At 65.3% G+C, this 16,564-nt stretch carries 19 protein-coding genes; 12 read left to right on the top strand and 7 right to left on the bottom strand.

The window, feature by feature from the left end; translation table 11 throughout:
* Window positions 1-85 precede the first annotated feature (85 nt).
* The 11 genes from LC092_RS08095 to LC092_RS08045 all read left to right on the top strand — a co-directional run bounded on the left by LC092_RS08095 (window position 86) and on the right by LC092_RS08045 (window position 9,613).
* On the top strand, window positions 86-1,039 hold the full coding sequence (locus tag LC092_RS08095) for a pseudouridine-5'-phosphate glycosidase (RefSeq protein ID WP_224805962.1): 954 nt from the start codon (window positions 86-88) through the stop codon (window positions 1,037-1,039).
* 228 nt (window positions 1,040-1,267) lie between these two features.
* Window positions 1,268-2,467, top strand: coding sequence for a cell surface protein (locus LC092_RS08090; RefSeq protein ID WP_224805960.1), 1,200 nt, complete (start codon window positions 1,268-1,270; stop codon window positions 2,465-2,467).
* Between the two features lie 137 nt (window positions 2,468-2,604).
* The gene (locus tag LC092_RS08085; protein ID WP_224805959.1) at window positions 2,605-3,543 is read left to right on the top strand and encodes a DUF6384 family protein; all 939 of its coding nucleotides are present in this window, start codon (window positions 2,605-2,607) and stop codon (window positions 3,541-3,543) included.
* A 19-nt stretch (window positions 3,544-3,562) separates the two neighbouring features.
* Window positions 3,563-5,014: a hypothetical protein gene (locus LC092_RS08080; protein WP_224805957.1), complete on the top strand. Its 1,452-nt coding sequence runs from the start codon at window positions 3,563-3,565 to the stop codon at window positions 5,012-5,014.
* Window positions 5,015-5,073: 59 nt separating this feature from the next.
* A complete protein-coding gene (locus LC092_RS08075; protein ID WP_224805956.1) occupies window positions 5,074-5,580 on the top strand; it encodes a DinB family protein in 507 nt (168 codons plus the stop codon).
* A gap of 122 nt (window positions 5,581-5,702) precedes the next feature.
* Window positions 5,703-6,194 (top strand): hypothetical protein, encoded by a 492-nt coding sequence (locus tag LC092_RS08070; protein ID WP_224805955.1) that lies wholly within the window; start codon window positions 5,703-5,705, stop codon window positions 6,192-6,194.
* A 29-nt stretch (window positions 6,195-6,223) separates the two neighbouring features.
* Window positions 6,224-6,775, top strand: coding sequence for a hypothetical protein (locus tag LC092_RS08065; protein ID WP_224805954.1), 552 nt, complete (start codon window positions 6,224-6,226; stop codon window positions 6,773-6,775).
* A gap of 93 nt (window positions 6,776-6,868) precedes the next feature.
* Entirely contained in the window at window positions 6,869-7,489 is a 621-nt protein-coding gene (locus LC092_RS08060; protein WP_224805953.1) for a CDP-alcohol phosphatidyltransferase family protein, read from the top strand.
* Window positions 7,486-8,430, top strand: coding sequence for a phosphatidate cytidylyltransferase (locus tag LC092_RS08055; RefSeq protein ID WP_224805952.1), 945 nt, complete (start codon window positions 7,486-7,488; stop codon window positions 8,428-8,430). The genes LC092_RS08060 and LC092_RS08055 overlap by 4 nt, the downstream gene beginning before the upstream one ends.
* A 9-nt stretch (window positions 8,431-8,439) precedes the next feature.
* Window positions 8,440-9,078: a lysophospholipid acyltransferase family protein gene (locus LC092_RS08050; RefSeq protein WP_224805950.1), complete on the top strand. Its 639-nt coding sequence runs from the start codon at window positions 8,440-8,442 to the stop codon at window positions 9,076-9,078.
* Window positions 9,062-9,613 (top strand): hypothetical protein, encoded by a 552-nt coding sequence (locus LC092_RS08045; protein ID WP_224805948.1) that lies wholly within the window; start codon window positions 9,062-9,064, stop codon window positions 9,611-9,613. Before LC092_RS08050 ends, LC092_RS08045 begins: the two co-directional genes overlap by 17 nt.
* A 19-nt stretch (window positions 9,614-9,632) precedes the next feature.
* Here the strand turns inward: LC092_RS08045 and cckA are convergent, their stop codons facing one another.
* From cckA to flgB, 7 genes are all read right to left on the bottom strand, one after another.
* Window positions 9,633-12,176: a cell cycle histidine kinase CckA gene (cckA, locus tag LC092_RS08040; protein WP_224805947.1), complete on the bottom strand. Its 2,544-nt coding sequence runs from the start codon at window positions 12,174-12,176 to the stop codon at window positions 9,633-9,635.
* Between the two features lie 70 nt (window positions 12,177-12,246).
* A complete protein-coding gene (flhB, locus tag LC092_RS08035) occupies window positions 12,247-13,323 on the bottom strand; it encodes a flagellar biosynthesis protein FlhB (protein WP_224805945.1) in 1,077 nt (358 codons plus the stop codon).
* A gap of 3 nt (window positions 13,324-13,326) precedes the next feature.
* Window positions 13,327-14,100, bottom strand: a complete 774-nt coding sequence (gene fliR, locus LC092_RS08030; RefSeq protein ID WP_224805944.1) for a flagellar biosynthetic protein FliR — start codon at window positions 14,098-14,100, stop codon at window positions 13,327-13,329.
* Window positions 14,101-14,106: 6 nt separating this feature from the next.
* Complete coding sequence (gene fliQ, locus LC092_RS08025) at window positions 14,107-14,376, bottom strand: flagellar biosynthesis protein FliQ (protein ID WP_224805943.1); 270 nt, start codon at window positions 14,374-14,376, stop codon at window positions 14,107-14,109.
* A gap of 82 nt (window positions 14,377-14,458) precedes the next feature.
* Complete coding sequence (fliE, locus tag LC092_RS08020) at window positions 14,459-14,773, bottom strand: flagellar hook-basal body complex protein FliE (protein ID WP_224805942.1); 315 nt, start codon at window positions 14,771-14,773, stop codon at window positions 14,459-14,461.
* Window positions 14,774-14,824: 51 nt separating this feature from the next.
* A complete protein-coding gene (gene flgC, locus LC092_RS08015) occupies window positions 14,825-15,235 on the bottom strand; it encodes a flagellar basal body rod protein FlgC (RefSeq protein ID WP_224805941.1) in 411 nt (136 codons plus the stop codon).
* 74 nt (window positions 15,236-15,309) lie between these two features.
* Entirely contained in the window at window positions 15,310-15,717 is a 408-nt protein-coding gene (gene flgB / locus LC092_RS08010; RefSeq protein ID WP_224805940.1) for a flagellar basal body rod protein FlgB, read from the bottom strand.
* Window positions 15,718-16,055: 338 nt separating this feature from the next.
* Between flgB and LC092_RS08005 the strand changes: the two genes are divergently transcribed.
* The gene (locus tag LC092_RS08005; protein WP_224805939.1) at window positions 16,056-16,526 is read left to right on the top strand and encodes a flagellar biosynthetic protein FliO; all 471 of its coding nucleotides are present in this window, start codon (window positions 16,056-16,058) and stop codon (window positions 16,524-16,526) included.
* Window positions 16,527-16,564 lie beyond the last annotated feature (38 nt).

Raw genomic sequence — 16,564 nt, 5'->3', positions numbered from 1 at the left:
GGTGCTGCTCGCGCGCCTATAAGGGCGCCGGCGCGCATCGCGCGGATCCGACCCTTTGCTCCGCGCACCGGACTTCGAGGCACACATGTCGACCAGGCTCTCTTCCCTCCCCAATTCGCAGATCGTGCTGAGCGCGGAAGTGGCGGACGCCCGCGCCGCCGGCCAGGCCGTCGTGGCATTGGAATCGACCATCATCACCCATGGCATGCCCTGGCCGAAGAACGCGGAAACCGCGCGTCAGGTGGAGGCCGACATTCGCGCGCAAGGCGCCGTACCGGCGACCATCGCGGCCCTCGACGGGAAGCTGCATGTCGGGCTTTCGGACGGCGAGATGGAGCTGCTTGCCGAAGCAAAGACCGCGATGAAATGCTCGCGCGCCGATCTCGCCTTCGCGCTCGCCACCCGGCGCACCGGATCGACCACGGTCGCGGCGACGATGATGGCGGCCGATGCCGCCGGCATTTCGGTCTTTGCCACAGGCGGCATCGGCGGCGTGCATCGGGGCGCGCAGGAAAGCTTCGACATTTCCGCCGACCTGGAGGAACTGGCCCGCACGCCGGTCTGCGTGGTCGCCGCCGGTGCGAAAGCGCTTCTGGATCTGCCGAAGACGCTGGAAGTGCTGGAGACCCGCGGCGTTCCCGTCGTTGCCTATGGCACCGACGATTTCCCCGCCTTCTGGTCGCGTTCCAGCGGCCTGCCCGCGCCCTACCGGCTGGATACGCCCGAGGAGATCGCCGAGCTTCTGGCCGTTCGCCGGAGCTTTCCCGGTCATGGCGGCGTGCTGGTCGCAAACCCGGTTCCCGAAAGCGCCGAGATCCCGGCCGCCGAAATGGCCGGCATCATCGACGCGGCCGTGGCGGAGGCCGCGAAACGCGGCATTTCCGGCAAGGATGTAACGCCCTTCGTGCTTGCCCTTGTCTACGAGATGACCGGCGGACGCAGTCTGGACACCAACATCGCGCTGGTCAGGAACAACGCCCGTCTGGCCGCGCGGATCGCCGTTTGCGACGCCCGGGCGGGCATGGACGCAACACCTTAGACCGCATCTCGCATCGCGGCGGCCTGGGGCGTGTAACTGTCACAGGGAATGTGCTTAACTCAGCTTCGCGCACCACGCGCGGCACCGGAAACGCCGGACGCGAAGGGCGCATGAACGATCCGGCGCACCACGGCCGGAACTTGATATCGGGTCCCTTTCGCCATGGCGCCGCAACCGGGCCTGGCGAAAACTGAAGACAGAGGACGCACAATGGCGGAGACAACGGCAATGTCGGATACGCAAATGGCCCCGCAGGCAACGGCGGGAACCGCCCTGTCGCCCATGCAGTATCTCGACCGCGCGATGGGCGCCCTGCGGGACATGGGCCTGATGCCCGGCAGCACCGCTGAGGCGCCGATCAACGCGCTGCTCGAGAAGATTTCCGACCTGTCGCCGGACAAGATCGCCGTGATCACCCGGACCCTCGGCCAGGCGCAGACCTTCAACGAGGTGGTGCGCAACGAGATCCAGGCCATGTCCATCGGCGATCGCTACGAGGCGATCACCGAGGCGTTCAACTCGATCCGCGACGACGCCAAGGCCATGGTCGACCAGCTCTCCGACGGCAAGATCTCCTTCATGGAAGGCCTGTCGAACAAGTGGCGGGACATGACGCGGGGCACGGTCTCCGACCGCTTCGGCAAGATCCGCGACACCTATCTGGACGTGGCGCGCGACACCAAGGACCAGATCGAGCGCGAGCAGCGCATCCTCGAAGCCTATCGCGATTTCCGCGGCGCGCTGAAACAGGCCGAGGTCCTGGCACTGGAGGTGCTGCAGACCGCAAGCGCCAAGCTCGATGCCGCCAAGGCCGGCCTTGAGGAAGCCAACAAGACCGTCGAGGCCTATGCCGGGGACGATCCGGCCGGAAAGGCGCGTCTGGAGCTTGCCCGCGACGAGAAGATGCGCGTGATGCAGGACGAGGAGAAGCGCTACCAGGTCGCAAAGGACCTCTCCGACAACCTGACGATCGGCTACAACACGTCGGAAGTCATCATGGCGCGCCTGATGCAGACGACCAACGCCAAGGAGCGGGTCTACTCGCAGGCGGTGAGCTTCTTCTCCACCAATGATTCCGTGCTGACCGCGCTGAACGCCTCCTTCACGGGGCTTCAGGGCCTGCATGAATCCACCGAGACGCTGAACGCGATGAAGGACGGCGTGTCCAAGTCGCTGGAGACGCTCGCCGAGATCGGCGACGCGGTGCAGGAAGCCGCGCTCAAGGCCGGATACGGCCCCACGGTTCAGGCCGCCGCAGTCAAGAAGCTGGTGGATTCGGTGATCAATTTCCAGGTCAACTCGCGCGAGATCATCAACGAGATGCGCGTGATGTCGACCAAGAATTCCGAGGAAATCCGCGATGCGGTCGAGGACGGCAAGCGCCGGCTCGCCAAGCTCGCCGCGCAGGGCAACATGATCGGCGCGTGAGCCGCGCGTCGGGCATCTTGGCAAGCAGCGGCCGCGGCGGGATCACCGCCCGGCCGCAACCGTGAGGACCGACCCGCAGGCGGTATGGCCACCGGCCGGGCGGGATCGCATGACAGCTGTTGAACGGGAACGAGTGCATGCCCTCCGACACCGCCTCCAAGAAGGCGCCACTCGACGAACTGATGATGGCCATGGACGTCGTGGACACGCTTCGCCACGACGAGAGGGTCGCGCTCAAGGAGCTCGACTCCGACCAGCGCGACGCCCAGATGATCGCCCGCCTGCGCGACCTCTATCGCAGCCAGGGCATCGAGGTCCCGGACCGGATCCTGCAGGAAGGCGTCGAAAGCCTGAAGCAGAACCGCTTTGTCTACGCCCCGCCGGCAGCGGGCTTCCAGCGCACGCTGGCGCTCATCTACGTGACCCGCGCGCGCTGGGGAAAGGCGCTGCTGATCGCGCTTCTGGTTCTGGCGGCCGCCCTGCTGGCCTGGCGCTATCTGGTCGTCGTGCCGCGCGAGCGGGCGGCGGAGGCGCTGCGCATCGAGTTGAGCGAAACGCTTCCGGCGGACGCGGCCGCGCTTCGCGCGCGGATTTCCGACCTTGCGGAAGTGGACGCGGCGCGCACCCAGGCCGAAACGCTGGCGGCGATCGCGACATCGGCGGCGGCGGCCGGCGACGCCGAGGCCGCGCGGGGCGCGATCGCCGATCTGCGCGCGCTCGAGGCGCGGCTGCGCGAGACCTATGACGTGCGCATCGTGTCGCGGCCGGGTGTGCCGACCGGCGTCACCCGCATTCCCGACGTCAACCGCGCCACCCGCAACTACTATCTGGTCGTCGAGGCGGTCGCGCCCGACGGCAAGGTGCTCCCGCGCGAGGTCATCTCCGAGGAAGACGGCGAAGCGACCACGGTCGAGATCTGGGCCCAGCGCGTTCCCAAGCGCACCTTCGATGCCGTGCGCCAGGACAAGGAGGAGGACGGCATCGTCCAGAACGCGATCCTCGGCACCAAGACGAGCGGGCGTCTCGAGCCGGTCTGGAATGCCGCGGTCGAGACCGGGGCGATCACGAAATGGTAGGCTTTGAGGTGCAGCTAAGATGGTGAGTGGACGCCAGACCCTCGGGTCCATCGAACGGACGCTCAACGACTTGCGCGGCGAGGAATCGCGGCTGACGCGGCGGGTCGAACAGTCCATGCGCGAACTCAACGACATGCGCGCGCAGGAACTGGAAGCCTACCGCGAGCTTGCCCGCTTCCGCCTGCGCGACGGCGGCGACCGGGCCTTCGGCCAGCGCATCGACAAGGACGAGGCCAAGGCGCGCCACCATCTGGAACAGCGCGAGCTTGCGCTGTCCGCATTGCGCGCGGAACGAGAGGCGCTGGAACGCGACATCGCGGATGCGACCGAGGAGCGCCGGCGCCTGACCCGGGAACGGGATGCGGCCAGCGACCGGCTCGACGGCATTCTGGAGGATGTCGACGCCCGGCTTGAGGCCGATCCCGCCTTTCAGGCGCAGCAGCAAGCGGTCGAGGCCGCGCGCACCATGGCAACGGCCGCCCGCGCCAAAGCCGACCAGGCCAAGGCGGACCGCGCCGAAAAAGGCACCGCCTACGAGAGCGATCCGCTGTTCCTCTATCTGTGGCAGCGCGGATTTGCGACGCCGGACTATGCCTCGCGCGGGATCGTGCGCATGCTCGACCGCTGGGTCGCCCGGCTGGTGCGCTACTCCGATGCCCGCCCGAATTACGCGATGCTGGTGGAAATCCCGGAACGCCTGGATGCCTATGCCGGAGACCGGGAGGCGGACGTGGAAACGGAGATGGCAAAACTCGGCGATCTGTCGCGGCAGGCGGCAGCGGATATCGCCGGAGAGGATCTCGCGGCCGCGATCGAGACGGCGGAGACCGCCATCGAGGAGCTGACGCAGCGCCTCGAGGCAATGGAGGCAAACCTCCAGGAGCTGGCGCCGCGCGAGCAGCGTCTTCACGCCGGCGAGGACGAGAATTACAAGTCGGCCGAGGAAGCCCTGTTGCGCTCGCTGCGCTCGGAGGAACTCACGACCCTTTGGAAGGAGGCGCGCGCCACGCCCTCGCCGCAGGACGAGCGCATCGTCCGCCGTCTGCAGGATCTCGACGCCACGATTGCCCGCAAGGCACAGGAAATCGAGGCGGATCAGCGCGACCTGCGCGGACTGGCGGAGCGCCGGGACGAACTCGCCAAGGTCGCGCGGCGCTTCCGCTCCAAGCGCTACGACACCTGGGACTCCACCTTCGACGACGACAGCCTGACCGGCGTGCTCCTCGGCGAGCTTGCCAAGGGCGCCCTGTCCGGCGCGGACTACTGGACCCGGGCCGAAAAATCGCGCCGCCGCCGCAAGCGGCACGGCCGCAACATCGGCTTTCCCGGCGGCATCGGACTGCCCGGCTCCATGGGCGGCACATTTCCCGGAGGCGGCGGCGGCGGTGATGCCGGCGGCTTCGGCGGTGGCGGCTTCGGCAGCGGCGACAGCTTCGGCGGCGGTGGCTTCAAGACCGGCGAGACCTTCTAGCAAGTTTTCGAATCGCGCCGTGATCCCCACCTCGGCGGCGCAAGCGACGAGCGAAAATCATGACGACCCCGAGGACCTGCCAGACCTTCGCCCGCTACAACAGCTGGATGAACGGCAAGATCTACGCCGCCTGCGCAGAGCTTGACGACGCCGCACGCAAGGCCGACCGCGGCGCTTTCTTCAAGTCGTTGCACGGCACGCTCGACCATATCCTTCTGGGCGACCGAATCTGGATGAGCCGCTTCACCGGAAACGATTATCCGCGCACCACCATCGGCACGCTTCTCTACGAGGACTTCGAGGAACTCGCCTCAGCGCGCCGCGCCATGGATGCGGAAATCGAGGCCTTTGCCGACGGGCTGACGCCGGACTGGCTGGCACGCCCCCTGTCGTGGACGAGCGGACTGGACGGACAGACCCGCAGCCAGCCGGGCTGGCTTCTGGTCTCGCATCTGTTCAATCACCAGACCCACCACCGCGGCCAGGCGACCACGTTGTTGTCGCAATTGGGGATTGACATCGGCAGCACCGATTTGCCCTGGATGCCACAGGTCGAGGAGATCTGAGGCGACCGGCTGATATGCGCTTTATTAACCTTGACCTTGCATCCTTGGCCAAGGCTTATACGCGGCACCCGTCCCGGACCGAGCCACGCCGGGGTGGACATTTTCGCAAGGGACCGCCCGACATGCTGATCCGCCTGACCGTTCTTCTCGCCGCCGCTCTCGCGCTCGCTGCCTGCCAGTCGGGTCGCAGAAGCAGTGCCCCCGTCGCCCCCCAGGCCGAGGTGCTGACGGTCACCGCCGGCGCCCAGTCGGTGAACGTGCGCGCCGACCCCGAAACCATCCGTCGAAGCATCGTGGCAAGCGCAACCGAACGCGGCACGCCAATTGCTCAGAACCAGCCCAACATGGTTGTTCTGGAGCGCACGGTGACGGAGGCCAATCCCGCCCTCGACGCCGAGTTCGGCCCCTCCGACAACGGCGAGCGCAAGTTCCGCATCCGCGTCCGCTTCCAAGGGACGCGCTGCGACACGCTGGTGGTGCAGGACGTCTTTGTCGTCAACAATGCCGGCACCGGACTTGAGCAGGTGTTCGCCCTCACCCAGCCCCAGTACAACCCGCGCCAGAGCCTGATCGGGCTGAAGGCGAAGGCGGAAAGCGCCGGCGGCTGCGCCTGAACTTGAACCGAAGGAAGACGCCCGCGCGGATGGCACTGTCAAAAGCAAACCTGATTGCTGTCGCGGTGCTTGTCGCGTCTTCCGTGACGCTGCACATGGCGCAGGCCGGCTGGAAGGAAGGACAGGTCTGGTCGAAGGACATCACAACTGTCTATGTCTGTTCGTCCGACCCCCGGCTGACCACGAAAGCCTATGCAGCTTTTGCAAAGACACGGCATGACGCATTCGGCGAAATCGCCTTTCACGACGGATGGCAGGACGACGCTTCGGACCGTCCGGGCCCGAAGCTCGTGATTTCGGCAAGCGCAAAGCCACTGGTGTCGCAGGTCGAAGCCTGCCTTTCACGGATACCGATATTGCCGTCTGAGTGGCTCGAGGGTGTTGGTGCACAAGCAGCCGAAATCGGAAAACCTCCGAACTTCGCGCCCGAGGTGAAGATCGACATCCCCTATGGCGCGATGCGTCTTTCCGAAAGACACCGCTTTTCCGACGAACTGATTTTCTATTCGCTGGTTTTTGACCCCAACGAACAGTTCGACCTGAACGAAATGCTTGCAGCCGCATTTGGGCTCAACCGATAAGCTGAATGGCCCTATAGTGGCGCCGCGCTCGTCTCGCGAGTGCTTCAGATTTTCGTCCCGCTACCATTTTCACCCTGCGCAATTGGCACTCTCATGCCCTCGATCTACGATCTGAAAAGCCGCTTCCAAGGCCTCCTGCGTCCGCTCGTCGGGCGTCTGGCGCGCGCCGGCATCACCGCCAACCAGGTGACGCTTGCCGCCGTCGGGCTGTCGCTTGCCGGCGGCGCGGCGTTGGCGCTCGCGCCAGGCCATCCGCTGCCCTTGGTCCTGCTGCCCGTGCTCCTGTTCCTGCGCATGGCGCTCAACGCCGTCGACGGGATGCTCGCGCGCGAGCACGACCAGAGCTCCCGGCTCGGCGCCGTGCTCAACGAGCTTGGCGACGTCGTCTCGGATATCGCTCTTTATCTGCCCTTCGCGCTCCTGCCCGGTGTCGCGGGCTGGCTGCCGGTCGCCATCTGCCTGCTGGCCGTGATCGGCGAGATGACGGGCGTCGTCGGCATCCAGATCGGCGCATCGCGGCGCTACGACGGCCCGATGGGCAAGAGCGACAGGGCCGTCGTCTTCGGCACGCTCGGGGTCTTCATCGGCTTCGGGCTGATCGGTCCCGTCGTGGTCAACATCGTGCTGGCGGCGACCGCCGTGCTCGGGGGCCTGACCATTTTCAACCGCGCGCGTCAGGCGCTTACGGAAACACAGGAAGGCCCGCGCCCATGACGCTGCTGCCGATCCACATCGCGATTGCCGGGATCTGGGGCATCCTGATCCTTGCCAGCCTGATCGTCTTCACCCTCACCCGGCTGCAGCCGACGGCTGATCATTCCGAGCTCGTCCAGCGCACGACCAGCTGGTGGGCGATGATCGCGGTCTTCACCGCGGCCTTCCTCCTCAGCCGCACCTTCTCCATCGTGATCTTCGCGCTCGTCAGCTTCCTGGCCTTCAAGGAATACCTGTCGATGATCCCGACGCGCCGGGCCGACCGGCGGGTGCTGTTCTTCGCCTATCTGGCGATCCCGGTCCAATACTACTGGGTGTCCAGCGAGTGGTACGGCATGTTTGCCGTGTTCATCCCGGTCTACATGTTCCTGTTCCTGCCCTTCGTGATGCTCTTGTCGCAACAGACGGAGGGCTTCCTGAAGGCTGTCGGCACCTTGAACTGGGGGCTGATGCTCTGCGTCTTTTCCATCAGCCATGCCGCCTTCCTGCTTGTGCTGCCGGTGGACGGGCCGGGCTCGGTTGGCGGGACCGCGGCTTCCGGCGCGGGACTGCTGCTCTTCCTGGTGTTTCTCACCCAGTTCAACGACGTCGCCCAATACACCTGGGGCAAACTCTTCGGCCGGCACAAGATCGTGCCGCAAGTCAGCCCGAAGAAGACCTGGGAGGGCTTTCTGGGCGGAATGCTGACGACCACGGTGCTTGCCGTGCTGGTCGCGCCGCTGGTCACGCCCTTCGACGCGCTGCATGCGGGCATTGCCGGCGCGATGATCGCGGGCGCGGGCTTCATCGGCGATGTCACCGTGTCGGCCGTGAAACGCGACCTTGGCGTCAAGGACACGGGCGCGCTCATTCCCGGGCACGGCGGCATCATGGACCGGATCGACAGCCTGACCTTCACAGCGCCGCTGTTTTTCCATTTCACGCGCTATCTCTACACCTGAGCAGACCGCATGACCCGCGCCCTTCAGCTTCTGTTCTTCGTTTTCGTACGGGTCGTCGTCACCTTCGTCCTCGGGCTGAACGTGCGGCGGCGCGAGCTTTTGCCCGAGGATGGTCCGGCGATCCTGGTCGCCAATCACAACAGCCACCTCGACACGCTGGTGATGATGAGCCTTCTGCCCCTGTCGAAACTCTCCAGCCTGCGACCGGTGGCGGCGGCCGACTATTTCCTGAAAACCCGCGCCATGGCGTGGTTCTCGCTCAACATCCTGCGCATCATCGCGATCGACCGGAGCCGCGCCACACGGCGCGAGGATCCGCTTGCCGCCTGCCACGAAGCGCTGAATAAGGGAGAGATCCTCATTCTCTTTCCCGAAGGCAGCCGCGGCGCGCCGGAGGAAATGACGGCGCTAAAGAAGGGCATCGCCCATCTGGCGGAAAAAAACCCGCAAGTTCCTGTGATACCGGTCTTCACCCATGGTCTTGGCAAGTCGCTGCCCAAGGGCTCGTTCCTGCTGGTGCCCTTCTTCTGCGATATCTTCGTCGGCGAGCCGATTGCCTGGCCGGGGAGCCGCGACGCCTTCATGACGACACTCGGCGCCCGCTTCGCCGCCCTGTCGACGGAGAAAGACTTTGCGCCCTGGGAATAGGCGCGGCCTCGCCGCCGCCGGCCTGTGGGGCTTCGCAGAGGCCACGGTGTTCTTCACCGTTCCGGACGTGCTGTTGACGTTTCTCGCGCAGACCTCGCTGCGCCGCGCGCTGCTGGCCAGCCTGTTCACCGCGTTGGCCGCCTGCATCGGCGGAACGATGCTCTATGCGCTGGCGCTCAACCGACCCAACGCGGCCCAGGCGCTTCTGCTCGCGGTTCCCGGAATTTTCCCGGACCTCATCACCCGCGCGGGCACCCTGTTGGAAAACGGACTTCTCCCCGGCCTTGTCGAGGGGTCGCTGACCGGCGTGCCCTACAAGATCTTCGCGGTCGAAGCCGCGCAGACGGGAACGCCGCTCGCCCTTTTCCTGCTGGCGAGCCTGCCGGCGCGCCTGCTGCGCTTCACCCTCTCCTCCTTGGCAAGCTGGCTGATCTTCGCCAAGCTGCTGTCAGGCGTCTCGCTCTGGACCCGGCGGATCCTGCTCGCAGCCTTCTGGGTCGTCTTCTACGCCTCCTATTACGCCGGGCTGGAATGACCCGACGCCGACCGGGCGCTCAGCTCGCCAGCACGTCCTTCACGACGGTCGCCAGCTGCTTCAGCGTGAAGGGTTTTGGCAGGAAGGAGAACTTCTCGTTTTCCGGCAGATTCTTCTCGAAAGCGTCTTCCGCATAGCCCGAGACGAAGATGATCTTCAGGTCCGGCTGGGTCTTGCGCAATTCGCGCAAGAGCGACGGCCCGTCCATCTCCGGCATGACCACGTCGGAGACGACCAGATCGACCTCGCCGCCGGTCTCCTCCATGATTTCCAGCGCCTCGGCGCCGCTGGCGGCCTCATGCACGGTGTAGCCGCGCGACGACAGCGCGCGGGCCGCGAAGGCGCGCACGGCCTCCTCGTCCTCGACGAGAAGAATGGTCGCAGAGCCGGTGAGATCGGCGAGCTGCTGCTGCTCGACCGGCTTGACCTCGACCTGTTCGTTCTCGTCGCGCACATGCCGGGGGAAGAAGATCCGGAAGGTGGTGCCCTCCCCGATCTCGCTGGTGCAGAAGATGAAGCCGCCGGTCTGCTTGACGATGCCATAGACGGTCGACAGGCCGAGCCCCGTTCCCTTGCCCACGTCCTTGGTGGAAAAGAACGGCTCGAAGATCTTTTCCATCACCTCGGGCGTCATGCCCGTGCCGGTGTCGGACACCTCGATCAGTGTGTATTCCGCCGGCGGCATGCCGCGGGTGTTCTCGTAGGCTTCCGATTGCTTGGCATCGACATTCAGCGTGCGGATTGTCAGCCGGCCGCCGTCAGGCATGGCATCGCGCGCGTTCACGGCGAGATTGACGATCACCTGCTCGAGCTGATTGAGATCGGCCATCACCGGCCACAGGTCGCGTCCGTGCACGACATTGAGCTCGACCTTCTCGCCAAGCAGCCTGTCGAGCAGGATCGAGAGATCGGCGAGAACGTCGTTGAGGGCAAGTTCCTTCGGCCGCAGCGTCTGGCGGCGCGAGAAGGCAAGCAGCTGGCGCACCAGGCCGGCGGCCCGGTTGGCGTTCTGCTTGATGTTCATGATGTCCTGGAAGGACGGATCGCTCGGCCGATGGCTGGCGAGCAAAAGGTCGGAAAAGCCGATGATCGCGGTCAGGACGTTGTTGAAGTCATGCGCCACGCCGCCGGCGAGCTGGCCGATGGCCTGCATCTTCTGGCCTTGCGCGAATTGCGCCTCCAGCACCCGCTGCGCCGTCGTCTCCAGCACATAGACGATGGCGGCATCGCCGTCGTCCTCGCCGTCGCGCACCGCCGAGACGTAGAAGGTCGCGGAACGGCCGTCCTCGCGGTCGTCGAGGCGCACATCCACCGGCGGGATCTCGCTCTGCCCGTCGCTGGCTGCGGCAAGTGCCACGGCAAGCGCCGGCCGGGCGCTTTCCGCCACGAGGTCGATCAGTTTCGCCGCGCCATTGCCGCCATCCGCCGCGCCGAAGGAGCGCACGAAGGGGGCATTGGTCTTGCGGATGGTGCCGTCGCGCGCCACCGAGGCGATGGCGATCGGCGTGTTGTTGAAGAAACGGGCGAAACGCACCTCCGACGAGCGCAGCGCCTCGGAGGCATCCTCGCCCTTTGAGCGGTTGAGCACCAGCGAGCGGCTTTCACCGGCACGGCCCTTGGCACCGAAGGGCACACGGTGGTGGATCCGCACCGGAATGCTGCGGCCGCTGCGCGCGACGAGATCGAGGTCGAAGATCTCCGTCTTCACCTCGCCCGCCTGCCCGTTCATGGTCAGGAACAATTCCGCGCCATCGCCGCGAATGAAGTCCGACAGCGACAGCGACCCGGCCTTGAAGGTCACCAGATCATAGCCGAGCCAGTCGGCGAGCGTCGCGTTGAGATAGACAAGCCGGCCGGCGCCATCGCAGGAAAAGAACCCCGCCGGTGCGTGATCGAGGAAGTTGATGACGCGCTGCAGCTCCTGGAAGGAGGTTTCCTGTTCCGTCCGGTGGTCGCTGATATCCGCCACCTGCCAGACCGTGCAGGTCCGTGTCTTTTCCTGCTTGCCGCCGAGCGTCAGCGGGCGCACCCGGACCCGGTACCAGCGCGGGCTTCCCTCCGCCTGGCCGAGCGGATGGGGAAGGCGGATTTCCTCCTCCCCGCCGCGGTTGTCCTCCGCGGCGCGGGCAAGATGAAAAATCGCGTCCGTCGCGGCCGGATCGAAGGAAAACACCCGCTCCACGCTGCGCACGTCGCCGGGGGTTTCCGCCCCGACGACATCGGCATAGGCGGCATTGGCGTAGACGATGCGGCCGTCGCGCTCGGTCACCAGGACGCCTTCGTCGAGCGTGTTGAGAAAGGCTGCCGGAACCGGGCTCGGCGTTGTCCGGACCGAGAAGCGGAGCAGGCCGATCGCCCCGGCGAAGAGCGAGAAGACGCCCACGACCGACAGCGAGCCGAGCAGCGTCAGCACATAGGGTTCCGCCTGTTCGCGCGACATGAACGCGAGACCGGAGGCGGCCGCGACAAGCGCAAGCGCCAGCAGAATGAGAAGGCCGATATTGCCGGACCGTTCGGGACGTTCAATCGCCGGCGATCTCGAACTGGTATCCGTCTCGTTCATCTTCAACCCCGCAAGGCGCTGCCCGCCCGCTCTCCCGCTTTTTCGTCCTGTCCGGGACGGGCCGGCGCGGCTAGCCGCGCCAGGACCCCCGTTCCCGCATTCGATAAACGAATCCGATCACTTCTGCCACTGCGCGATATTGCTCTTCCGGCACTTCCTGATCGATATCGATGATTGCGTGAAGCGCGCGGGCCAGGGGCGGGTTCTCGATCACGGGGACCTTGTTGTCTTTCGCGATCTCGCGAATCTTAAGCGCGACCTGGTCGACGCCCTTGGCAACGCAGATCGGCGCCTGCATGCCCTGTTCGTATTTGAGCGCCACGGCATAGTGCGTCGGGTTGGTGACGACCACGGTCGCATCGGGCACCGCCGCCATCATGCGCTTGCGCGAGCGCTCCATGCGCAGCTGACGGATCTTGCCCTTGACCAGCGGATCGCCCTCGGTCTGCTTGTATTCCTCCTTGACCTCATGCTGGGTCATCTTCTGTTTTTCGAACCACTTGTTGCGCTGGTACATGTAGTCGGCGGCGGCGACCACCGTCATCACCGCCAGGATCGCGGCAATAAGCTGCAGGATCAGGTACCGCGTTTCTTCCAGCAGCACCCCGGGTTCGCGGAAGATCATCGTGTCGATTTCCGAGCGATGCGGCCACAGCACGGCGACCATCAGCCCGCTGACCACCGCGATCTTGACCAGCCCCTTGGCGAAATTGACGAGACTTTCGGAGGAAAACAGCCGCTTGAAGCCGGCGGCCGGGGAAATCTTGTTGAGCTTCGGCTTCATCCGCTCTGCCGACCACACCAGGCTGTGCTGGATCATGTTGCCGGCAAGCGCGGTGAACAGCAGCACAAGCAGCGGCAGCGCCAGGATCGCGGCGATGCGCGCGCCCGTGCCGCGCCAAAGGTCCGTCAGACCGGCTCCGTCGACGGGAATTTCATGCGCATGCACGAAATATCCGCGCAGCGCGTCCTGCAGCGCATCGGCCGCCCCCGGCGCCATGATCGCGACCACAAGCCCGGTGCCCAGCATCGCGAACCAGGTCGACACCTCCTGGCTCTTGGCGACGTCGCCTTTCTTGAGGGCGTCATCGAGCTTTTTTTGCGTGGGGTCTTCTGTTTTTTCGGAATCGTCGTTTTGCTCGGCCATGCCCTACCCCGCGATGAACCGGCCGAGCGCCGTTTCGAAGTGTCCGAGGTACCACATCATCATCGTGACGAGCAGCGCGAAGAGCATCATGCCGCCGATGGCGATATTGAGCGGCATGGCGATGAAGAAGATCTGCATTTGCGGCATCAGCTTGTTGAGCAGCCCGAGGCCGAAATAGAATACGAGGCCGACCACGATGAAGGGCGCGGACAGGCGGATCGCGATGGAAAAGATGTCTGCGACCAGCATGGTCGCCATTTCCGCCAGGTCGCCGACCGGAAGTCCGCTGCCCGGCGGAAACAGCTGGAAGCTGTCATGCATCGCGGCGATCACCAGAAAATGCAGGTCGAAGGCGAAGATCAGCGTGACTCCGAGCAGGCTCAGGAAGGACCCGATCACCGCGCCCTGCTGCCCGTCCATGGTCGGGTCGGTTGCCATGGCGAAGGCGAGACCGGACTGGCTGGCGATCACCATGCCGGCGATCGACAGCGTATAGGTGATGAGCCGCGCGCCGAGACCGACGAAGAAGCCGATCACGAACTCCGTGGCAAACAGCAGCATCACGCGTGCCAGCGGCGCGGTCGCGTCCACGGAATAGAGCGGGCTCATCAGAGGATAGAACACAAGGGTCAGAAGCAGGGCGATGGCGAGACGGACACGCGGCGAGATCGAGCCCTCGCCCAGCGCCGGCATCAGCATCATCATCGTGCCGATGCGCGCGAACAGCAGCATGAAGAGCAACGCGACCTGCGGCAGCAGCGAGACGTCGAGGGTCATGGCAGGCTATCCGCTGCCATTGATGATCAGATCGGCAATCCGGGCGGTATAGGAGCCAAGCACCTGTCCCATGAAGGGAAGCGTGACCAGCAGCGTCAGGAAGATCGCCAGGATCTTCGGCACGAAGACGAGGGTCATTTCCTGGATCTGGGTCAGCGCCTGAAACAGCGCGATCACCACACCGACGCCAAGGCCGACCACCATTGGCGGTGCCGAGACGATTATCAGGGTCCAGATCCCCTGGCGGGCGATGTCGAGAACCTCCGGTCCGGTCATAAGCGCATCTTGCTCCCGTGCGCCCTCCGGCGCAAATCCAGTCCACCGGCCCGATCGGTCAGGGCAAGACCGCCGCCGACGATCAGATCGGCATGCGCATGATCTCCTGATAGGCGGAGATCACCCGGTCGCGCACCGAAACCAGCGTTTCCATCGCCACTTCCGTCTCGGCCACCGCCGTCACAACGTCGACGACATTCGCCTTGCCCTGAGTCATGGCGAGCGCCTGCGCATCGGACTTGGCGCCCTGGTCGACCACGGTCTCGACCGCCGATTTCACCATGTTGGCAAAGTCGGCGCCGCCCGTCGTCGGCGTCTGTGCCTTCATATCCTGATTCGCCCCGGCAAGGGCGGAGGTCATGCGATAGGCGCCTGCGGCGATCGACGGGGTGGACATGGTGGCTACTCCGATTGGGCAAATGGATACGCGCGGGGAAGCGCATCAGGGTCAGGCGCGCAGGATGTCGATGGTCTTCTGCAGCATTCGCCGGGTCGACTGGATGAGATTGAGGTTGGCCTCATAGGATCTTTGCGCCTCGCGCATGTCCGTCATCTCGATCAGGGTGCTGACGTTCGGCATCTTCACGTTGCCGTTGGCATCGGCCGCGGGATGACCGGGGTCGTAGCGCTCCTTGTAGGCGGTCTTGTCGATCTCGACGCGCCCCAGCTCCACCACCTCGGCGTTCAACTCCCGGTCAAGCGTCGCACGGAAGGTCGGGATCTTGCGCCGATACGGCTCCTCCTCCGGCGTACGGCCGGTGGAGTCCGCGTTCGCGATGTTTTCCGCGATGATGCGCATGCGCCCGTTCTGGGCCTTCAGCCCGGATGCGGCGATGAAAATGGATTTCACGAAGTCCACGGGTGCACTCCTTCAGGTGTGCGATCACTGGATATGGCAGCGGGGGCTTTCGGCGCGACTGCGCGCATCACGGCCTAGCCGCCGCGCGACAGGGCGGTGCGGATCAGCCCGAGCCCCTTGGTGTAGAGGGAAGCCACCGTCTGGTAGTCCATCTGGTTCTCGGTCACCTTCATCATCTGCTCCTCCAGCACGACCGAGTTGGCGTCCGGTGTCACTTCATAGCCATCGCGCGGATCCGCCTTGGCCGATCCGCTCTCGCGAACCATGGAGGCCTGCAGATGGCGGGCGCTGGTGCGGCTCGTCTCCAGCCCCGTGGTTCGCGCCTTCAGCGCCGTTTCGAAGGAGAAGGCCTCCAGATCCTTGCCGCGGTATCCCGGCGTGTCGGCATTGGCCACATTTTCCGCCAGAACACCCTGACGCGTCTGATGCCAGTGCATCTTCGATTTCAGCGCCTGGAACAGCGACAGGTCCGAGATTGTCATGGGTGCGTTTCCGTGTCCGACTCTCTGCTTGCTAGGCAGATCCTGCCGGGCAGATGGTTAACGGCTGGTTAACGATTAACGCTTCGGTAAGATCCACCCTCGCATTTCCGCCCGTTTCGACCGGCAGGATCGCGGACCTTTGCAGGATGCATCGCGCCTTGGGTAAATTTTGCCCGGTGACTTTTGGCTTCACTCTTTGAGAGAATCGCGCAAACCGGATAAACAGAAATTTGTACGCGCGGGATTCGGTGCCGTTGCGACCCTGCAAAGAAGGGGCGCGCGCATGCCGGCACTGACATCGCGACTTATCGGGGTTCGAGGAGAAAAGGCCCAATGGCATGACAAGTTGGCTGGTGGATACCTTCCAGATGGAACCGGGCTGGGCCCGGGGCATCGGATTTTTCATCGCCGTGGTGGTGGTGCTCGCGCTGATCTCCGTGTTTGTCTGGGTGCTGCGCCGCATTGCCGGCACGCGGGTGATGGGAGGACGTTCCCGGCAGCCACGCGTCTCCGTGATGGATGCCGCGGCGCTCGATGCCCGACGGCGCCTGATCCTGATCCGTCGCGACAATGTCGAACATCTCCTGCTGGTCGGCGGCCCGAGCGATGTCGTGGTGGAGCGCAACATCGTGCGCGGCGTTCCCGTCTCCCAGGCCTATCCGCGCCAGTCGTCGCAGCCGCCCGTAGATGTTGCAGCCGCCTCGCTGGCGCCGGTCGAAAGCGCTCCGCCCCAGCCGCAGCCCGAGCCCGCGCCGCGTGCACCGGCGCAGCGCCCGGCGGCTCCCCCTCCTCCGGCCACCTTCGGATAGACGCACGCGGCCATGCGGATTGCGGCCGTCACGCCGCC

This window comes from Stappia stellulata (assembly GCF_020176715.1).
Taxonomy (GTDB): domain Bacteria; phylum Pseudomonadota; class Alphaproteobacteria; order Rhizobiales; family Stappiaceae; genus Stappia.
This window is presented reverse-complemented; position numbering and strand designations above follow the sequence as displayed.

Coding starts and splice junctions, on each gene's coding strand:
- LC092_RS08095 (WP_224805962.1), top strand. CDS start 86: ATGTCGACCAGGCTCTCTTCCCTCCCCAATTCGCAGATCGTGCTGAGC.
- LC092_RS08090 (WP_224805960.1), top strand. CDS start 1,268: ATGTCGGATACGCAAATGGCCCCGCAGGCAACGGCGGGAACCGCCCTG.
- LC092_RS08085 (WP_224805959.1), top strand. CDS start 2,605: ATGCCCTCCGACACCGCCTCCAAGAAGGCGCCACTCGACGAACTGATG.
- LC092_RS08080 (WP_224805957.1), top strand. CDS start 3,563: ATGGTGAGTGGACGCCAGACCCTCGGGTCCATCGAACGGACGCTCAAC.
- LC092_RS08075 (WP_224805956.1), top strand. CDS start 5,074: ATGACGACCCCGAGGACCTGCCAGACCTTCGCCCGCTACAACAGCTGG.
- LC092_RS08070 (WP_224805955.1), top strand. CDS start 5,703: ATGCTGATCCGCCTGACCGTTCTTCTCGCCGCCGCTCTCGCGCTCGCT.
- LC092_RS08065 (WP_224805954.1), top strand. CDS start 6,224: ATGGCACTGTCAAAAGCAAACCTGATTGCTGTCGCGGTGCTTGTCGCG.
- LC092_RS08060 (WP_224805953.1), top strand. CDS start 6,869: ATGCCCTCGATCTACGATCTGAAAAGCCGCTTCCAAGGCCTCCTGCGT.
- LC092_RS08055 (WP_224805952.1), top strand. CDS start 7,486: ATGACGCTGCTGCCGATCCACATCGCGATTGCCGGGATCTGGGGCATC.
- LC092_RS08050 (WP_224805950.1), top strand. CDS start 8,440: ATGACCCGCGCCCTTCAGCTTCTGTTCTTCGTTTTCGTACGGGTCGTC.
- cckA (WP_224805947.1), bottom strand. CDS start 12,176: ATGAACGAGACGGATACCAGTTCGAGATCGCCGGCGATTGAACGTCCC.
- flhB (WP_224805945.1), bottom strand. CDS start 13,323: ATGGCCGAGCAAAACGACGATTCCGAAAAAACAGAAGACCCCACGCAA.
- fliR (WP_224805944.1), bottom strand. CDS start 14,100: ATGACCCTCGACGTCTCGCTGCTGCCGCAGGTCGCGTTGCTCTTCATG.
- fliQ (WP_224805943.1), bottom strand. CDS start 14,376: ATGACCGGACCGGAGGTTCTCGACATCGCCCGCCAGGGGATCTGGACC.
- fliE (WP_224805942.1), bottom strand. CDS start 14,773: ATGTCCACCCCGTCGATCGCCGCAGGCGCCTATCGCATGACCTCCGCC.
- flgB (WP_224805940.1), bottom strand. CDS start 15,717: ATGACAATCTCGGACCTGTCGCTGTTCCAGGCGCTGAAATCGAAGATG.
- LC092_RS08005 (WP_224805939.1), top strand. CDS start 16,056: ATGACAAGTTGGCTGGTGGATACCTTCCAGATGGAACCGGGCTGGGCC.